This is a genomic window from Allobosea sp. R86505 (assembly GCF_042466375.1).
GTDB lineage: Bacteria > Pseudomonadota > Alphaproteobacteria > Rhizobiales > Beijerinckiaceae > Allobosea.
In genome coordinates, this window is sequence record NZ_JAXHPY010000001.1 from 2,292,725 (window position 1) to 2,309,576 (window position 16,852).

Below are 16,852 nucleotides of genomic sequence, written 5' to 3' on the forward strand. Positions count from 1 at the left end.
ACCCAGACCACCCAAGGAAGGACCACTCACATGCGCGTCTATTACGATCGTGATGCCGACATCAACCTGATCAAGGGCAAGAAGGTCTGCATCGTCGGCTACGGCTCCCAGGGCCATGCCCATGCGCTGAACCTGCGCGATTCCGGCGTCAAGGACGTCGTCATCGCGCTGAAGGCCGGCTCCGCCACCCGCAAGAAGGCCGAGGAGGCCGGCTTCACGGTGATGACCCCGTCCGAGGCCGCCAAGGTCTCCGACATCATGATGATGCTGACCCCCGACGAGTTGCAGGGCGACATCTATCGCGACGAGCTGCACGCCAACATGAAGCAGGGCGCAGCCCTCCTGTTCGCGCACGGCCTCAACGTGCATTTCAACCTGATCGAGCCGCGCAAGGACCTCGACGTGCTGATGGTCGCCCCCAAGGGCCCCGGCCACACCGTGCGCTCCGAGTATCAGCGCGGCGGCGGCGTGCCGACCCTGATCGCGATCCATCAGGACGCCACCGGCAACGCCCATGACCTCGGCCTGTCCTATGCCAGCGCCAATGGCGGCGGCCGCGCCGGCATCATCGAGACCACCTTCAAGGAAGAGTGCGAGACCGACCTGTTCGGCGAGCAGGTCGTCCTCTGCGGCGGCCTCGTCGAGCTGATCAAGGCCGGCTACGAGACGCTGACGGAAGCGGGCTACGCTCCCGAGATGGCCTATTTCGAGTGCCTCCACGAAGTGAAGCTGATCGTCGACCTGATCTATGAGGGCGGCATCGCGAACATGAACTACTCGATCTCGAACACGGCCGAATATGGCGAGTACGTCACCGGCCCGCGGATCATCACGCCCGAGACCAAGGCTGAGATGAAGCGCGTGCTGACCGACATCCAGTCGGGCAAGTTCACCCGCGACTGGATGCTGGAGAACAAGGTCAACCAGACCTCGTTCAAGGCGACGCGCGCCCGCTACGCCGCTCATCCCATCGAGGAGGTCGGCGCCAAGCTCCGCGACATGATGCCCTGGATCAAGGCCAAGGCGCTGGTCGACAAGACCAAGAACTGATCCGGTTCGGTCTGCGCCCTCGCGAGAGGGCGCTTCCCGATCCGATTCAGGGGGCTGCCAGACCGATTCAGGTTCTTGCAGCAAGCCGCTGAACTCAAAGCGTTTCGGCTTGCCGGGACAGGAGGCGGGCGCAGCGATGCTCCCGCCTTTTCTCATACCTCCGCCCTCGTCCTCGATGCTCCCCGGAACCGGGGGGGCAGGCGTGCGTTGCCTCTGCGACGGATCAATGGGAGAGCGAGCGATGGGACTGGACAGGAACGGCGCCGAGCGAGGGCTCCCCCACGAGCGTAGCCATCAGCCCGAGGCGCGGGCCGCGTCGCGCGAGCCGGCCGAGGACGGACTCATCCTGACGGCCGTGATCGGCGGCTCCGCGCTGGCGCTCCTGTTCAACACCTTCATCGCCCTGATCCCGGGCTGAACCGACGCCTTCGAGGAGAGCGATATGAGCAGCGATGTGGAACAACGCGCCAAGGCGCAGGGCGCAGATCTCTCCGGTGGCGATGCCGTGCCGCCCATGCGCGCCGACGACCACAGCAATGCCAGTCCGGCCGTCGAAACGCCGGTCGAGGGACGCCAGGGCTTTCTCGGCGCGCCCGTCCTGATGGTGCTGATCGGTGGCCTGGTGCTGGCGGTGGTCGCCTGGTTCGCGGTCGAGTGGATCGCCTGAGGCGGCACGCTCTGGCAGGGTTGTGAGAACTGCACGAGGCGCCGACAGCTCCGGACGCCGGAACGGGAGGTCGCGATGACGATGTCCAAGGTTCTTCACAGCCCGATTGCCGCCAGGATCGGGCTGCTTCTGTGCATGGCTCTCTTGCTGGCGGTGGTTCTGGGGATGGCCTGAAGAGGTCTGCGCTCAACGCCAGAACAGGCTGCCCTGCTTGGCCATTTCGGCGAGGGTGCCGCCGCCATAGATCAGGCTGAAGCCCCAGGCGAGCGAGGCCAGCCAGTTGGCGATCTGGAACGGCCAGAACGGCATCTTGACGATGCCGGCGACGATCGCGACCACCGCTCGCAGCGGCCCGAAGAAATGGCCGATCAGGATGCTGGCGACGCCCCATTTCTCGAAGAAGACGTGGCCGCGCTCCAGCATCTGCGGATTGTTGCGGAAGGGCCAGTAGTCGTCGACACGCGGTCCCAGGATCTGGCCTGCCCAGTAGGAAAGCCAGAAGCCGAAACCGGCGCCCGCGGCGGCCGCGAGTGCGATTGGGCCCAAATTGAGGCCCGACGCGCCTGCGACGGCCCCGAAGGCGGTGAAGAACACCGTCGCGGGCACGAGCCAGGACAGAAGCGCGACGCATTCGCAGAACGCGATCAGGAAGACGATCGGGATCGCCCATTCCTGATTGGCGCGCATGAATTCGACGAGCGCCGCCATCCACAGTTCGAGTTGGGCCATGTCCGTTCCGGGATGCGGGTTGAGGGCCCGCGGCTTATCGCTGCGACGCCGCGGCAGCGCAACCGCTTTTCGGCCTTGGTCAAACGCTTCGTCGCTGTGGGGGCGTCGGCGGGGTTTGCCTTCGCGAGGCCTTCGCCTAATCTGTCCGTCGAACAGGGCTCACGCGCTGGCGCGGCGCCGAGAAGAGCGCCCGGCGTCGACGAGGAAACGGACTTCATGGCGTTGCCAAACCACCCGCATGAATCGGCGGGCGCATCCGCATTGTCTCAGACCGCCGCGGCGCCGGCCGTCGCGCTGGGCGGTCTCGACATCACCTTCCATCTCGAAGGCGGCCACCGCTATCAGGCGGTGACGGGAATCGACCTCTCCGTGGCCGCGGGCGAGTTCGTCTCGGTGGTCGGCCCGACGGGCTGCGGAAAATCGACCCTGCTGAACGCGGCGGCGGGGCTGCTGACACCCTCCGCCGGCACGGTCGAGATCTTCGGCGAGTCCCTGTCGGGCCTGAACCGCCGGGCCGGCTATCTGTTCCAGGCCGATGCGCTGATGCCGTGGAAGACCGCACTCGACAACGTCAAGGTCGCGCTCGAGCCGATGGGCGTGTCGGACGCCGAGGCCGACAAGCGCGCCCGGGACTGGCTGGTGCGAGTGGGCCTGCGGGCCTTCGTCGATCGCTACCCGCACATGCTGTCGGGCGGGCAGCGCAAGCGCGTGGCGCTGGCGCAGGTCCTGATCCGCAATCCCGAGATCCTGCTGATGGACGAGCCCTTCGGGCCGCTCGATGCGCAGACGCGGCAGATCATGGGCAACCTCCTGCTCGATCTCTGGTCGCGCGACCGCAAGGCGCTGATCTTCGTCACGCATGATCTGGAGGAGGCGATCGCGCTCTCGGACCGCGTCGTGGTGATGTCGGCGGGGCCGGCGGCGGGCATCGTCGCCGATTATCGCGTGCCCCTGCCGCGCCCGCGCGACATCGCCGAGATCCGGCTGGAGAAGGCCTTCCACGAGATCCACCGCGACATCTGGGCCTCTCTGCGCGTCGAGGTGCAGAAAGCTTATGCGATGGGCGAAGGCAGGGAACTGCTCGAAGGAGCGACGCCATGAAGCGCGCCAAGCTTCTGTTCCTGCAGGCGATGGTGATGGTCGTCGCGCTGCTGATCTGGCATGTCGTCACCGCCTATCCGATCATGGGCGAGGTCAAGACGATCCAGTTCTTCTTCTCGACGCCCGCGGCCGTCATCGGCCGGACCTGGACCCAGCTGACGGGGACCGAGATCTACTGGCATATCGGCATCACGCTGACCGAGACGGTGCTGGCCTTCGTCATCGGCTCGGCGGCCGGCATCTTTTTCGGCTTCGTCTTCGCGCGGCAGCAACTGCTGGCGGCGGTGTTCGACCCCTATATCAAGGCCGCCAACGCACTGCCGCGTGTCGTGCTGGCGCCGATCTTCGCGCTCTGGTTCGGGCTGGGCATCTGGTCGAAGGTCGCGCTCGGCTTTACGCTGGTGTTCTTCATTGTCTTCTTCAACGTCTACCAGGGCGTGCGCGAGGTCTCGCCGACGGTGCTGGCGAATGCCCGCATGCTCGGCATGAACGAACGCCAGCTCTTCCGCCACGTCTATTGGCCGTCGGCGCTGACCTGGATGTTCTCGTCCCTGCACACTTCGGTCGGCTTCGCGCTGATCGGCGCGGTCGTCGGCGAGTATCTCGGCTCCTCCGCGGGGCTCGGCTACAAGATTCACGAGGCCGAGAGCGTCTTCGATGTCACCGGCGTGTTCTCGGGCATGCTGATCCTGACGATCTTCGTGATCGCGATCGATTCCCTCGTCACCATGGTCGAGAAGCGGCTCCTGGTCTGGCGGCCGGGGCAGAGTTCGACGACGACGACGTGAGGCTGAAGCGACCGCCACAGCGGCAATGACGCGGTTCTTGCCCGTTTGCACGGACCTCGCCTATCTTCGATCCCAACGCGCCCGCGAGAGGCGCCCATCAGGTCAACCGGAGGAACACCCATGACGATTTCACGCCGCGCGGCGCTGGCTGCGTTCGCCCTGTCCACTGCACTCGGCCTCGCCCCTCAGGGCGCCTTCGCGCAGGCAGCCGAGAAGCCCGATGTCACCTTGGGCGTGGGCGGCAAGGCGCTGCTGTACTACCTGCCGCTGACGGTCGCCGAGCGGAAGGGCTTCTTCAAGGAGCAGGGGCTCAACGTCACGATCAACGATTTCGGGGGTGGCGCGAAGTCGCTGCAGGCCCTGATCGGCGGCTCGGTCGACGTCGTCACCGGCGCCTATGAGCACACCATCCGCATGCAGGCGAAGGGGCAGGACGTACGCGCCGTGGTCGAGCTCGGGCGTTTCCCCGGCATCACCATCTCGGTCCGCAAGGACCTCGCGGACAAGGTCAAGTCGGCGGCCGATTTCAAGGGGCTGAAGATCGGCGTCACCGCGCCGGGCTCCTCGACGGCGCTGACGGCGCAATACGCCATGGTCAAGGCCGGGCTGAAGGCCAGCGACGCGCCGATCATCGGCGTCGGCGCCGGCGCCAGCGCGGTGGCGGCGATGAAGCAGAAGCAGGTCGACATCATCTCCCATCTCGACCCCGTGACCTCGAAGCTCGAGGCCGATGGCGATGTCGTCGCGCTGATCGACACCCGCACCGAGGCCGGCACCAAGGCCCTGTTCGGCGGCTCGAATCCGGCGGCCGTGCTCTATCTCAAGGGCGATTTCGCCGAGAAGAACCCGGTCACGACGCAGAAGCTGGTCAACGCCTTAGTCAAGGCGCTGAAATGGCTGGAGACCGCCAAGCCCGAGGATGTCGCTGATCTTGTGCCGGCGGAATACCATCTCGGCGACAAGCCGCTCTATCTGCGTTCGGTCAAGAACTCGCTCGAGAGCTATTCGCGCACCGGCATCGCGACACCGGCTGCCATGAAGAGCATGTATGACGCGCTCAAGCTGCTCGATCCCGAAATGGCGAAATCGAATGTCGATCTGAGCAAGACCTTCATCGACACGTTCGCGAAGAAGGCGGCCGTCGGCAGCTGACCGACCGCCTGGATCGCCTGTTGCCGGCTCCAGCCCGTCGTCGCGGGCCGGGGTCGGCGCGTTTCCGCGCTGGACTTGCGAGGCCCCCGGCGCGACAGTGCGGCTCCTGATGCTGGGAGAGGTGGCATGGCCGACGAACACGCCAGCAAGGCCCTGATCCGCGATGCCTATGCCGCGCGCCACCGCGGCGATCTCGACGCGCTGATGGCTTTCTTCCACCCGCAATGCTGCTATCGGCTCGTCGGCGGGCCCGCCGCCGCCGAGGCCTTCCGCCAGCCCGACGGCCTCGAGGCCGTGCGCGAGCAGATGGCTGGGCTGATCGCGACCTATGTCTTCAGCAATGTCGAGGAACTCGGCCTCACCGTCGATGGCGACCGGGCGATCCTGCACTGGCGGGCCGATGTCGCCTGCAAGCCGAGCGGCCGCAGCGCCCCGTTCGAGATCGTCGACATTTTCACCATCACCGAGGGCAAGATCGCCAGCGTGACGCAGTTCGCCGACACGGCCGGCGTCGCGAGGCTGAGTGCGGCCTGAGCTTTGGTGATGGCGGCCATGACCGCTTTCGATTTGCGGTCCGGCCGCGCGAGCGGCTAGAGCTTGCGCCCCCAGACACTGCCGAGACGCTCATGAACATCCTCTCGATCCAGTCGCATGTCGCCTATGGACATGTCGGCAACGCCTCCGCCGTCTTCCCCATGCAGCGACTGGGCGTCGAGGTCTGGCCGATCCATACCGTGCAGTTCTCCAACCACACCGGCTACGGCGCCTGGAAGGGCCGCGTCTTCGACGGCGGGATGATCGACGAGGTGATGGAGGGCATCGCCGAGCGCGGCGTGCTGCCATCCTGCACCGGCCTGCTCTCGGGTTATATGGGCTCGGCCGATATCGGCCATGCCATCCTCTCGGCGGTGGAGCGCGTCCGGGCGGCCAATCCGAAGGCGGTCTATTGCTGCGACCCGGTGATGGGCGATGTCGGGCGCGGCGTCTTCGTGCGGCCGGGCATCCCTGAGTTCATGCGCGAGCAGGCGGTGCCGGCGGCCGACATCGTCACGCCCAACCAGTTCGAGCTCGAACTGCTGACCGATATCGAGATCCGCACGATCGCGGATGCGCATCGCGCGGTCGAGGCGCTGCGCGATGCCGGGCCGAAGGTCGTGCTCGTCACCTCGCTCGTCACCGACGAGACGCCGGCCAACTCGATCGACCTGATGGCGGCCGATGCGAAGGGCGCCTTCCGCGTCCGCACGCCCAAGCTCGACGTCAGCGTCAACGGCGCGGGGGACGCGATCGCGGCGCTGTTCTTCGTGCACTACCTGCGTGAGGATTCGGCCGCCGCCGCGCTGGCCAGGGCCGCGGGCTCGGTCTACGGCCTGCTCAAGCGCACGAAGGAAGCAGGTTCGCGCGAGATTCTGACGGTGGCGGCGCAGGACGAGTTCGTCACGCCGACGCACCAGTTCGTGCCCGAGAAGCTGTAGAGCATGCCGATCTTGCTCGGAACCTTGGCGTCATCCCGGGCTTGCCCCGGGATCCATCGGAGGGCTCCGGAGCTCTATGATGGATCCCGGAGTGGCGCGGCTTCGCCGCTGATCCGGGATGACGGTGTGGGTCCTCGCGCGACCGTCAGAGTTTGACGCCATGAAACTGCGCGTCGGCACCTTCAATGTCGAGAACCTGCTGACGCGCCATCGCTTTTCCTCAGGCGAACGCGGCGACACGGCGCCCGCCATGTCGCTGTTCCATTTCCCCCGCGTCGACGAGCGCAACGCGGTCGAGCGTTCGCTGGCGGTGGCGCTGGAGGACGACAAGCGCCAGATGACGGCGCTCGCTTTGGCGGAGGCGAAGGCCGATCTCTGGATGCTGCAGGAGGTCGATTCGCTGGCGAGCCTGCAGGCCTTTTTCGCCAACTACGTCCACCGCATCGCCGACCACCGCTACGGCCATTTCACGCTGCTGGACGGCAACGACCGCCGCAATATCGACATCGGCTTCGCGGCGCGGCGCGATCTGCTGGCGCCGCAGCGGGTGAGCGTGCGCTCCTACAAGGATCTCAGCTTTGCGGCGGCTGGCGTGCATGACCGCGATCTCGCCGCGCTCGGGATCGGACCCGACGGCAAGGTCTTCGCGCGCGACTGCCTGCAGGTCGAGCTCGACTTCGGCGACCGCAGCCTCGCTTTGTTCGGCTGCCACTTCAAATCGATGAGCAATGGCCGCGACGACGGGCGGGTGGCGACGCTGCCGGTGCGCCGGGCCGAGGCGCGGGCGGTGAAAGGGCTGATCAAGCAGCGCTTCGGCGAGGGCTGGCGCGAGGCCAACTGGATCGTGCTGGGCGACCTCAACGCCTATCGCTACGGGCTGGGGCCGCTGGCCGAGCGGATCGACGAGGGCGAGAGCGGCATCGAGCCGCTGCTCGACAACTTCGCCATCGACCCGATGGAGACGCTGCCCGCGCATGAGCGCTGGACGCATTTCCGCCGCTACTGGTCGGAGGCGCGCGAGCAGCTGGTCGAGACGCATATGCCGCTCGACCATATCCTGCTCTCGCCGGCGCTGGCTGCGGCCAATCCGCATCCGGCGCTGCAGATGATCCGGCGCGGTCTGCCCTATCGCGTGCCGCTCGATCCGCGCGAGCCCGACCGCTCGATGGCGCGGCTGGCGACCGCGGCCGACCGCTATCCGCGCGTCGGCTGGGACCGGCCCAAGGCCTCTGACCACTGTCCTCTGACGATCGACCTGACCATTCCGAGGAACTGACAGCCATGGCCCGCCGCTTCGTCACGCTCGACGTCTTCACCGCTACGCCCCATGCCGGCAACCCGCTGGCGGTGGTGCTCGACGCGGACGGGCTCGACACGGCGGCGATGCAGGCGATCGCGCGTGAGTTCAACCTGTCGGAGACGGTGTTCGTGCAGCCGCCCGCGGAGGCCGGACACCGCGCCGCTCTGCGCATCTTCACGCCAGGCCGTGAACTGCCCTTCGCCGGGCACCCGACCGTCGGCACCGCCGTGCTGCTGGCGCTGCGCGACAAGGCCGAGGGCCGCGGCGCCGACATCCTGGTGCTGGAGGAGCCGATCGGCCGCGTGCCCTGCGCCGTCTCGGTGAGTGGAGAGCGCGCGGGGCAGGCGACCTTCACCCTGCCGCGCCTGCCGCAGGAGGGCGAGGCCGCGCCCGCCGCCGCCGAGATCGCCGCGGTGCTCGGGCTCGAGCCCGCCCGCATCGGCCTGCCCGGCCACCGCCCGGCCGTGTTCTCCGCCGGCGTGCCCTTCACCATGGTGCCGGTGGCCGATCTCGCCGCGATCGGCGCGATCGCGCTCGATCTCGGACGCTGGGACGCCGTGATGACGCCCGCCGCCCATCCGAACGCCTTGGTCTATTGTCGGGAGACGGTGGCGGCGGGGCATCATTATCACGCCCGCATGTTCTGGCCGGGGGCGGGCATCGTCGAGGATCCGGCGACGGGCGGCGCTTCGGCGGCCTTCGCGGGCGCCATCATGGCCTTCGACAAGCCCGGGGATGGCGAGCACCGCTTCGTCATCGAGCAGGGCTACGAGATGGGCCGGCCCTCGCAGATCACGCTGGAGCTGACGGTGGCGGGTGGCGCGCTGGTCTCTGCGCGGATTGGTGGCTCGGCCGTCGTCATCAGCGAGGGCGTGCTGCTGTGACCGACGCCGCGAGTCTGGAGACCAACGACATCGAACGCTTTCCGGACGGGCACATCGCCGCGCTGGACCGGATCGAAGCCCGGATCGAGCCCTATGACTGGGCCTTCGCCCGCGAGAACGAGGCGCAGATCGCGGCGCATTGGGCCAGGATCAGCGCCGACAAGCCCGCCATGTTCAACGGCCGAATCCTGCTGCAGCACCGCGCGGCGATCATTAACGACGTGTTCCAGGCGCGCTATTTCGAGACCGATTATGCCTCCTTCATGACCTGGCGCGATGCCGGCCATCCGGGGCCGGCGCTGCGCAACGGCTTCGCCATGGGCGCACTGCGGGCCGCCGACGGCGCCTTCCTCTGCGGGCGGATGGGGGGGCACACCGCCAATGGCGGCATGGTTTATTTCGCTGCCGGCACGCCGGATTGCAGCGATGTGCGCGCCGACGGTACCGTCGATCTCGCTGGCAGCGTGCTGCGCGAACTGGCCGAGGAGACTGGGCTGACGGAGGCCGAGGTGCGGGTCGGGGAGGGCTGGCATGCCGTGTTCTCGCCCGGCCGCGTCGCTTTCATGCGCCCGCTCACCATCGACCTGCCGGCCGAGGCGGCGCGCGCGCTGATGCTGTCGCGGATGGAACGCCTTGCGGAGCAGGAACTCGACGACATCGTGATCCTGCGCAACGCCGCTGATTGCGACCGCCACAAGATGGCGCTCTTCATGAAGCCCTATCTCAGCCATATCTTCGCGCAGGACTGATCGGGCCTCCGATCCCTCCGCCTCCGTCAGCCGAAAGCGATGCCATGACCGCGCCCGCCTCCGTTTCGTCCGAAGCCTCTGTGCCCGAGGCGCTGCCGCTCCCGGCCGACAACCCCTTCGCCGCGCGCTGGGACACGCCCTTCGGCCTGCCGCCCTTCACGGCGATCAGGCCCGAGCATATCCAGCCGGCCTTCGAGGCGGCGCTCGCCAAGCACAAGGACGAGATGGCCGCAATCGTGGCCGATCCGGCGGCGCCGGACTTCGCCAACACGATCGAGGCGCTGGAGCGCGCCGGCCGCGCCCTCTCTCGCGTCGGCGGCGTGTTCTACAATCTGGCGGGGGCCGACACGAACGAGGCGCTGCAGGCGATCGAGCGCGCGCTCTCGCCGCTGACCTCGCGGCACTGGTCGGCGATCATGATGGACCCCGCGCTGTTCGCGCGGGTCGATGAGGTGTTCAAGAAGCGCGAGACGCTCGGCCTCGATTCCGAACAGATGCGGCTGCTGGAGCGCACGCATCGCGGCTTCATCCGCTCGGGCGCGCAGCTCGGGCCTGAGGACAAGGCGCGGCTGGCGGCGATCAATGAGCGGCTGGCGGGCTTGGGCACCCAGTTCAGCCAGAACGTGCTGAAGGACGAATCCTCCTACGCCCTGATGATCGAAGACGAGGCGGGGCTCGACGGCCTGCCGCCCTTCCTGCTCGCCGCGATGGCGCGGTCGGCGGCGGATCGCGGCTATCCCGGCCAGCATGCGGTGACGCTGTCGCGCTCGGTGATCGAACCCTTCCTGACCTTCTCGACGCGGCGTGACCTGCGCGAGCAGGCCTTCGCCGCCTGGGGCAGGCGCGGCGAGAACGGCAATGACAGCGACAATCGCGCGATCGTGGCCGAGATGGTCAAGCTGCGGGCCGAAAAGGCGAAGCTCCTCGGCTATGCCACCTTCGCGCATTTCAAGCTCGACGACACCATGGCCAAGACGCCGGAGAATGTCCGCGAGCTGCTCGAGCTGGTCTGGACGCCGGCCAAGGCGCGCGCGGCGCAGGAGGCCGCCGATCTCGCCGCGCTGGCGCAGGCGGAAGGCGAAAACGGCGCGATCCGCCCCTCCGACTGGCGTTACTATTCCGAGAAGGTGCGCCAGCAGACCTATGCGCTCGATGAAGCCGTGCTGAAGCCCTATCTCCAGCTCGACCGGATCATCGCGGCCGCCTTCGACGTCGCCGGCCGGCTGTTCGGCCTGTCCTTCGCGGCGCGAGCCGATCTGGCGGGTTATCACCCCGATGTCCGGATCTGGGAGGTGACGGAGAGCGCGACCGGCCGGCATATCGGCCTGTTCATCGGCGACTATTTCGCGCGCGCCTCGAAGCGCTCGGGCGCCTGGATGAGCGCCTTCCGCGGCCAGCGCCGGCTCGGCGGCGAGGTTCGCCCGATCATCGTCAATGTCTGCAACTTCGCCAAGCCGGCGGAGGGCAAGCCCGCGCTGCTCTCGATCGACGATGCGCGCACGCTCTTCCACGAATTCGGCCATGCGCTGCACGGGCTGCTGTCGGATGTCACCTACGGGTCCCTGGCCGGCACTTCGGTGTCGCGCGATTTCGTCGAACTGCCCTCGCAGCTCTACGAGCACTGGTTCCTGACCAAGGAGGTGATGCAGAGCTATTGCCTGCACGCCGAAACGGCTGAGCCGATTCCCGAGGCGCTGATCGAGACGATCAAGCGCGCCCAGACCTTCAACCAGGGCTGCGCCACGGTGGAATACACCTCATCCGCGCTGGTCGACCTCGCCTTCCATTCGCTGGAGAATCCCGGCGAGATCGATGCGCTGGCCTTCGAGAAGGCCGAGCTTGCAAGGCTCGGCATGCCCGAGGGCATGGTGATGCGCCACCGCACGCCGCATTTCACCCATGTCTTCTCGGGCGACGGCTATTCGGCCGGCTATTACAGCTATCTCTGGTCGGAGGTGATGGACGCCGACGCCTTCAACGCCTTCCTGGAGACCGGCGACGTGTTTTCTCCGGAGCTGGCGGGCAAGCTGAAGCGCTACATCTATTCCGCCGGCGACACGCGCGACGCGGCGGAGGCCTACAGGCTGTTCCGCGGCAGGCTGCCGACGCCGGATGCGCTGCTGGAGAAGCGGGGGCTGGCGGCGTAGGGCCTCTCCGGCCGCGCGAGGACACGCGCCGTCATCCCGGGCGACCGCAGGTCGTCCCGGGATCCATCATAGGGCGATGTCCCACTCTCCGATGGATCCCGGAGCGGCGCCGCTTCGCGGCTTGTCCGGGATGACGCGGAGGTTCTGCAGCGAACCTGTTATCCAGGATAGCCGAACCGCGCCTTCGTCGCGCGGATCTGGCTGATCGCGCCGCCCTCGTTGCCGGCGGCGCAGGTTGAGCGGGCCGTCGAAATCTCGGCCGACACTCGCGTATGCACGCCCTTGGTGGTGTGGCCGGTGGCAAGATCGTTGTCCATCACAGCCTGGAAGCGCTCGACCTCGCCGGAGCAGCCCGTGCCCGTGGGCATGCGGAAGGTGTTGGGCGTGACGCCAGTGGCCGCCTGCTCGGGCGAGGGGGCCGGTGGCGTGCTCGGCGCGGGCGTCTGGCAGGCGGCGAGACCGAAGGCGAGGGCGGCGAGGGGCAGAACAAAGGCGCGCATGGCGGGCTCCGGCATCGGGTGAGCGCGAGAATGACCGATTCCCGCGGGCGGGCAAAGCGGTGGGCTCGGCGTCGGCTATCGGTCCCCACAGCCCTCATCCTGAGGAGCGATCCAGAAGATCGCGTCTCGAAGGATGGTCCATGAGGCTCCGGCATCCTCTGGAGCATCCTTCGAGACGCCGCGTTCGCGGCTCCTCAGGATGAGGGCTGAGCTGAGGCCCTGCGGTGCGCTCAATCGTCCAGCGGCAGGAAGGGCAGGGCGACCGCGAAGATCGCAGCTGCCAGCGCGGCCAGCCAGACCGCGCCTTGGCCGACGAGGTAATGCGCGATGGCGCCGTTGATGCAGCCGGTCAGCAGGCCGATCCAGAGCACGAAATGGCGGACCCAGGCGAGTTTCGGTCCGCCGAGCAGGGCGCCCGCCAGGCGCTGGCCCATCTTCACCAGCGTCCCGGTCATGTAGGTCAGCGCGATGGTGACCTCGCCGTCGCGCTGGAAGACGCCGTTCTCCGCGCCCATGGCGAAGGCGAGCATGGCGGCGCCGGCGAAGCTGAGGCCGATCTGGTCGAGGCTCGCGGCGACGGCGAGCGCCAGCGCCACCACCCAGAGCACGGCCGACTTGCGCCGCCGGCCGCCGAAATGGCCGGCGACCGAGCCGCAGATCACGCCGAGGACGAAGAGGACGAGGATCAGCGCGGCCGTGGCGATGCCGCCTGTGTGCAGCCCGGCAAGCTCGATGCCGAGCCTCGTGGTGTTGCCGCTCATGAAGGAGACGAAGAAGCCGCCGAGGCTGATGAAGCCGATCGTGTCGATATAGCCGGCGAGCCCCGACAGGCAGAAGGCCAGGCCGATCGCCCAGCGGTTATAGGTCATCATCGCCCGCATCCCCCGCCGCGCCGACTCGCCGGCCCACGCGCCCGGTCCTGATGATAGGGGCACCCGTGCCGGGCTCCCAATCTCGCCGGCGCCGGCGACATATGCTTGCGCGCGGCTCCCGTTTTCGGCTACATCGTTCCACGGTCTTCGAGGATTCCGCTTGGTCCAGACGTTCGCCCCCGCTTCGCCTTCCGGCCGCGCCGCTGCGCGGATCGCAGGCCTGCGCGCGCGTCCCGTCTCCTGCCTCGGCCTGCTTCTTCTCCTTAGCCGCCCCTGAGGGCCGGCCGGGCATGCATGCCTGGGCGCTCAGGGGAGTGACGAGAACGACCTTCCCGATCTGAGGCGCCTGCATCCGACGAGAGCGGCGCCAGCTCTTTCAGGACCACGACCATGACCGAAACGACCAACGGCAACGGCTCTTCGACGCCAGCTTCCACCAAAGACCGCGTGCTGATCTTCGACACCACGCTGCGCGACGGCGAGCAGTGCCCCGGCGCCACCATGACCTTCGAGGAAAAGCTCGAGGTCGCCGAGATGCTGGACGCGATGGGCGTCGACATCATCGAGGCCGGCTTCCCGATCGCCTCCGACGGTGATTTCGAGGCGGTCTCCGAGATCGCGCGGCGCAGCAAGCGCTCGACCATCGCAGGCTTGGCCCGCGCCATCTCCGGCGACATCGCGCGGGCCGGCGAGGCGGTGCGCCATGCGGGCAAGCCGCGCATCCACACCTTCGTCTCGACCTCGCCGATCCATCTCGAGCACCAGATGCGCAAGTCGCAGGAGGAGGTGCTGGAGATCATCACGAAGACCGTCGCCCAGGCGCGCAACCTGGTCGAGGATGTCGAGTGGTCGGCGATGGACGCCACCCGCACCCCGATCGACTATCTCTGCCGCGCCACCGAGGCCGCGATCCGTGCCGGCGCCACCACGATCAACCTGCCCGACACGGTCGGCTACGCCACGCCGGACGAATACCGCGCGATGTTCCGCCAGGTGCGCGAGCGCGTGCCCAATGCCGACAAGGCGATCTTCTCGGTGCATTGCCACAATGATCTGGGGCTGGCTGTCGCCAACTCGATCGCCGGCATCGAGGGCGGTGCGCGCCAGGTCGAATGCACGATCAACGGCATCGGCGAGCGCGCCGGCAATGCCGCGCTGGAAGAGCTGGTGATGGCGCTGCGCGTGCGCGGCGATGTGCTGCCCTATGACACCGGCATCGACTCGACGCTGCTGATGAAGGCGTCGCGCGCCGTCTCCAGCGCCTGCGCCTTCCCGGTGCAGTACAACAAGGCGATCGTCGGGCGGAACGCCTTCGCCCATGAGAGCGGCATCCACCAGGACGGCATGCTGAAGAACCAGACCACCTACGAGATCATGACCCCGGCCTCGGTCGGGGTGACCAAGACCTCGCTGGTGATGGGCAAGCATTCCGGCCGCGCCGCCTTCCGCTCGAAGCTCAAGGACATGGGCTACGATCTGGGCGAGAACCAGATGGAGGACGCCTTCACCCGCTTCAAGGCGCTCGCCGACCGCAAGAAGCACGTCTATGACGAGGATATCGAGGCGCTGGTCGACGAGAACCTCGCCTCCGCCCATGACCGGGTGAAGCTGGTCTCGCTGACGGTGATGGCCGGCACGCGCGGGCCGCAGCGCGCGACGATGAAGCTCGACGTCGAGGGCCGCTTCGTCACCGAGGAGGTCGAGGGGAACGGGCCGGTCGACGCGATCTTCAATGCGATCAAGGCCATCGTGCCGCATGAGGCGACGCTGGAACTCTACGACGTCCATGCCGTCACGCAGGGCACCGACGCGCAGGCCGAGGTGACCGTCCGGCTGACCCATGATGGCTCGTCGGTGACCGGCCGCGGCGCCGATCCCGACACGCTGGTCTCCTCCGCCAAGGCCTATCTCGTCGCGCTCAACAAGCTGATGGCCAAGGGCTCGCGCCTGCATGCCCAGGCCGCGGCGGGGTGAGACGCTGGCACGGCCGTGGCGGCGGTGCGTGTCGCTGACGATACGTTAACCATACTGGCCTACCGTCGCGGCCATGAGTTCGACCGACGACAAACCGCCGGATCCGGCAGCTGCGTTGCGGTCAGGGTCGCCCCAGTCGCGCTTCCCGGTGATGGGAATCGACGAGGCGACGCTGCGGCTGATGCGCAGCCTCAGTCCCGTGGTCAAGCCGAGGCTGGCGCCGGGCGTCGGGCTGCATTTCGACCGGCTGGCTCAGCATCACCGCATGAGCGATGCCGCCGTGCGGTATCGGCATGTGCTCGAGCCGGCCCTGGCGGCGCATGGCGCCGCTGTATTCGATGCCGTATTCGATGATGCCTATCTTAGGTCTCTCGGCGAGGCCGTGACGGCCGAGGCCAGTACGCCGTTCGGGGCCCGCGCCCATGCCGTGATGATCCTGGCAGCCGTGCGCGCAGCCTTCCCCGAGATCGGCCGGCGGCGCCGCTTTTCGGGGCGCGCCGCCGCCGATGATTGCAGGAGGGTCGTCGAACTCCTGATGGTGGATTTCGTCTGCGCGATGGAGGTCGTCTACCTGAAGCAGGAGGCTCAGGCGGTCTGCCGCGGGGCCGAGATCGAGACCCTGACCGAGGGCTTTCGCAGTCGGGTCGGCGAGGTGTCCGAGGCCGCGACGCAAGCGTCGGGCACGCTCAGCAAGGTCGCGGCCGACAGCGCCCATGTCTCGCGCAGCGCCGGCCTCAGCATGACGGAGAGCCGCGAGAGTCTCGGGCGCGTGCGCGAGGCCGTCCTGCAGACCGTGGTCGCGACCGAACAGCTCCGGCAATCGATCGGCGAGATCGACCGCAGCACGCGCGAGGGCGCCGACATCGCGCAGCAGGCCGTCACAGCCGCCGCAGAGGCGCGGCAGACCATCGAAAGCCTGGCCGGGCTCGTCGGCGAGATCGGGTCGGTCGTCAACCTGATCTCCGACATCGCGGCGCAGACCAATCTGCTCGCCCTCAACGCCACGATCGAGGCCGCCCGCGCAGGCGAGGCCGGGCGCGGCTTCGCCATCGTCGCCAGCGAGGTCAAGGACCTCTCGGCCCAGACCACGAGCGCCACCGGCACGATCGCGGCGCGCATCGACGCGATCCGCGAGGCGACGCAGCGCTGCGTCGGCTCGATCGCCCGGATCGATGGTTCCGTCACGGGCATGGCCGACGTCGCCTCCGCGATTGCGAGGGCGCTCGGTGAGCAGTTCGCCGTCACCGAGGCCATGGCACAGGATGCCCAGAGCACCTCCGGCGAGGTCGAGACGGCGCTGGACATCGTCGCGCAGAGCTTCAGTGCCGTTCAGCGGGTCGGCGCCTCGGTGGAGGAAATGAATGCCCGCTCCACGTCGGTCGGCAATGTCGCCGACGAACTGGCGCGCAGCGTCAACGCGTTTGCGGCCTCGGTGGCCCAGCGGCTCGCGGGCTGAGCCCATCT

The 16,852-nt window shown here is 68.0% G+C and carries 17 protein-coding genes; 14 read left to right on the top strand and 3 right to left on the bottom strand.

Features of this window, described 5'->3' with window-relative positions; genetic code table 11:
• Positions 1-30 precede the first annotated feature (30 nt).
• The 3 genes from ilvC (at position 31) to SJY11_RS11100 (ending at position 1,717) form a co-directional block, all read left to right on the top strand.
• A complete protein-coding gene (gene ilvC / locus SJY11_RS11090) occupies positions 31-1,050 on the top strand; it encodes a ketol-acid reductoisomerase (RefSeq protein ID WP_376986657.1) in 1,020 nt (339 codons plus the stop codon).
• 241 nt (positions 1,051-1,291) lie between these two features.
• Positions 1,292-1,468: a hypothetical protein gene (locus SJY11_RS11095; RefSeq protein WP_376986658.1), complete on the top strand. Its 177-nt coding sequence runs from the start codon at positions 1,292-1,294 to the stop codon at positions 1,466-1,468.
• A gap of 24 nt (positions 1,469-1,492) precedes the next feature.
• A complete protein-coding gene (locus tag SJY11_RS11100; protein ID WP_376986659.1) occupies positions 1,493-1,717 on the top strand; it encodes a hypothetical protein in 225 nt (74 codons plus the stop codon).
• A 186-nt stretch (positions 1,718-1,903) separates the two neighbouring features.
• Here the strand turns inward: SJY11_RS11100 and SJY11_RS11105 are convergent, their stop codons facing one another.
• Positions 1,904-2,446, bottom strand: coding sequence for a DedA family protein (locus SJY11_RS11105; protein ID WP_376986660.1), 543 nt, complete (start codon positions 2,444-2,446; stop codon positions 1,904-1,906).
• A 216-nt stretch (positions 2,447-2,662) separates the two neighbouring features.
• On the opposite strand from SJY11_RS11105, the gene SJY11_RS11110 reads away from it, so the two are divergent.
• The 9 genes from SJY11_RS11110 (at position 2,663) to SJY11_RS11150 (ending at position 12,042) form a co-directional block, all read left to right on the top strand.
• Positions 2,663-3,547, top strand: a complete 885-nt coding sequence (locus tag SJY11_RS11110; protein WP_376986661.1) for an ABC transporter ATP-binding protein — start codon at positions 2,663-2,665, stop codon at positions 3,545-3,547.
• Entirely contained in the window at positions 3,544-4,335 is a 792-nt protein-coding gene (locus SJY11_RS11115) for an ABC transporter permease (RefSeq protein WP_376986662.1), read from the top strand. The genes SJY11_RS11110 and SJY11_RS11115 overlap by 4 nt, the downstream gene beginning before the upstream one ends.
• Positions 4,336-4,461: 126 nt before the next feature.
• Positions 4,462-5,487, top strand: a complete 1,026-nt coding sequence (locus SJY11_RS11120) for an ABC transporter substrate-binding protein (RefSeq protein ID WP_376989303.1) — start codon at positions 4,462-4,464, stop codon at positions 5,485-5,487.
• A 126-nt stretch (positions 5,488-5,613) separates the two neighbouring features.
• The gene (locus tag SJY11_RS11125; RefSeq protein ID WP_376986663.1) at positions 5,614-6,021 is read left to right on the top strand and encodes a nuclear transport factor 2 family protein; all 408 of its coding nucleotides are present in this window, start codon (positions 5,614-5,616) and stop codon (positions 6,019-6,021) included.
• A gap of 92 nt (positions 6,022-6,113) precedes the next feature.
• Positions 6,114-6,962, top strand: coding sequence for a pyridoxal kinase PdxY (gene pdxY, locus SJY11_RS11130; protein ID WP_376986664.1), 849 nt, complete (start codon positions 6,114-6,116; stop codon positions 6,960-6,962).
• 160 nt (positions 6,963-7,122) lie between these two features.
• The gene (locus tag SJY11_RS11135) at positions 7,123-8,238 is read left to right on the top strand and encodes an endonuclease/exonuclease/phosphatase family protein (protein WP_376986665.1); all 1,116 of its coding nucleotides are present in this window, start codon (positions 7,123-7,125) and stop codon (positions 8,236-8,238) included.
• A 5-nt stretch (positions 8,239-8,243) separates the two neighbouring features.
• Positions 8,244-9,146, top strand: a complete 903-nt coding sequence (locus SJY11_RS11140; protein WP_376986666.1) for a PhzF family phenazine biosynthesis protein — start codon at positions 8,244-8,246, stop codon at positions 9,144-9,146.
• Positions 9,143-9,895 (top strand): NUDIX hydrolase, encoded by a 753-nt coding sequence (locus SJY11_RS11145; RefSeq protein WP_376986667.1) that lies wholly within the window; start codon positions 9,143-9,145, stop codon positions 9,893-9,895. Before SJY11_RS11140 ends, SJY11_RS11145 begins: the two co-directional genes overlap by 4 nt.
• Before the next feature lie 44 nt (positions 9,896-9,939).
• The gene (locus SJY11_RS11150) at positions 9,940-12,042 is read left to right on the top strand and encodes a M3 family metallopeptidase (protein ID WP_376986668.1); all 2,103 of its coding nucleotides are present in this window, start codon (positions 9,940-9,942) and stop codon (positions 12,040-12,042) included.
• Positions 12,043-12,200: 158 nt separating this feature from the next.
• On the opposite strand, the gene SJY11_RS11155 is transcribed toward SJY11_RS11150, so the two are convergent.
• Entirely contained in the window at positions 12,201-12,542 is a 342-nt protein-coding gene (locus SJY11_RS11155) for a hypothetical protein (protein ID WP_376986669.1), read from the bottom strand.
• 230 nt (positions 12,543-12,772) lie between these two features.
• The gene (locus tag SJY11_RS11160) at positions 12,773-13,414 is read right to left on the bottom strand and encodes a YoaK family protein (RefSeq protein ID WP_376986670.1); all 642 of its coding nucleotides are present in this window, start codon (positions 13,412-13,414) and stop codon (positions 12,773-12,775) included.
• Between the two features lie 390 nt (positions 13,415-13,804).
• On the opposite strand from SJY11_RS11160, the gene SJY11_RS11165 reads away from it, so the two are divergent.
• Together SJY11_RS11165 and SJY11_RS11170 are read left to right on the top strand one after the other, a co-directional pair.
• Entirely contained in the window at positions 13,805-15,388 is a 1,584-nt protein-coding gene (locus SJY11_RS11165; protein WP_376986671.1) for a 2-isopropylmalate synthase, read from the top strand.
• Between the two features lie 115 nt (positions 15,389-15,503).
• Entirely contained in the window at positions 15,504-16,844 is a 1,341-nt protein-coding gene (locus tag SJY11_RS11170; protein ID WP_376986672.1) for a methyl-accepting chemotaxis protein, read from the top strand.
• Positions 16,845-16,852 lie beyond the last annotated feature (8 nt).

Bases quoted from the DNA above. Each gene is read 5' to 3' on its own strand.
- ilvC (WP_376986657.1), top strand. From the start codon at position 31: ATGCGCGTCTATTACGATCGTGATGCCGACATCAACCTGATCAAGGGC.
- SJY11_RS11095 (WP_376986658.1), top strand. From the start codon at position 1,292: ATGGGACTGGACAGGAACGGCGCCGAGCGAGGGCTCCCCCACGAGCGT.
- SJY11_RS11100 (WP_376986659.1), top strand. From the start codon at position 1,493: ATGAGCAGCGATGTGGAACAACGCGCCAAGGCGCAGGGCGCAGATCTC.
- SJY11_RS11105 (WP_376986660.1), bottom strand. From the start codon at position 2,446: ATGGCCCAACTCGAACTGTGGATGGCGGCGCTCGTCGAATTCATGCGC.
- SJY11_RS11110 (WP_376986661.1), top strand. From the start codon at position 2,663: ATGGCGTTGCCAAACCACCCGCATGAATCGGCGGGCGCATCCGCATTG.
- SJY11_RS11115 (WP_376986662.1), top strand. From the start codon at position 3,544: ATGAAGCGCGCCAAGCTTCTGTTCCTGCAGGCGATGGTGATGGTCGTC.
- SJY11_RS11125 (WP_376986663.1), top strand. From the start codon at position 5,614: ATGGCCGACGAACACGCCAGCAAGGCCCTGATCCGCGATGCCTATGCC.
- pdxY (WP_376986664.1), top strand. From the start codon at position 6,114: ATGAACATCCTCTCGATCCAGTCGCATGTCGCCTATGGACATGTCGGC.
- SJY11_RS11135 (WP_376986665.1), top strand. From the start codon at position 7,123: ATGAAACTGCGCGTCGGCACCTTCAATGTCGAGAACCTGCTGACGCGC.
- SJY11_RS11140 (WP_376986666.1), top strand. From the start codon at position 8,244: ATGGCCCGCCGCTTCGTCACGCTCGACGTCTTCACCGCTACGCCCCAT.
- SJY11_RS11150 (WP_376986668.1), top strand. From the start codon at position 9,940: ATGACCGCGCCCGCCTCCGTTTCGTCCGAAGCCTCTGTGCCCGAGGCG.
- SJY11_RS11155 (WP_376986669.1), bottom strand. From the start codon at position 12,542: ATGCGCGCCTTTGTTCTGCCCCTCGCCGCCCTCGCCTTCGGTCTCGCC.
- SJY11_RS11160 (WP_376986670.1), bottom strand. From the start codon at position 13,414: ATGATGACCTATAACCGCTGGGCGATCGGCCTGGCCTTCTGCCTGTCG.
- SJY11_RS11165 (WP_376986671.1), top strand. From the start codon at position 13,805: ATGACCGAAACGACCAACGGCAACGGCTCTTCGACGCCAGCTTCCACC.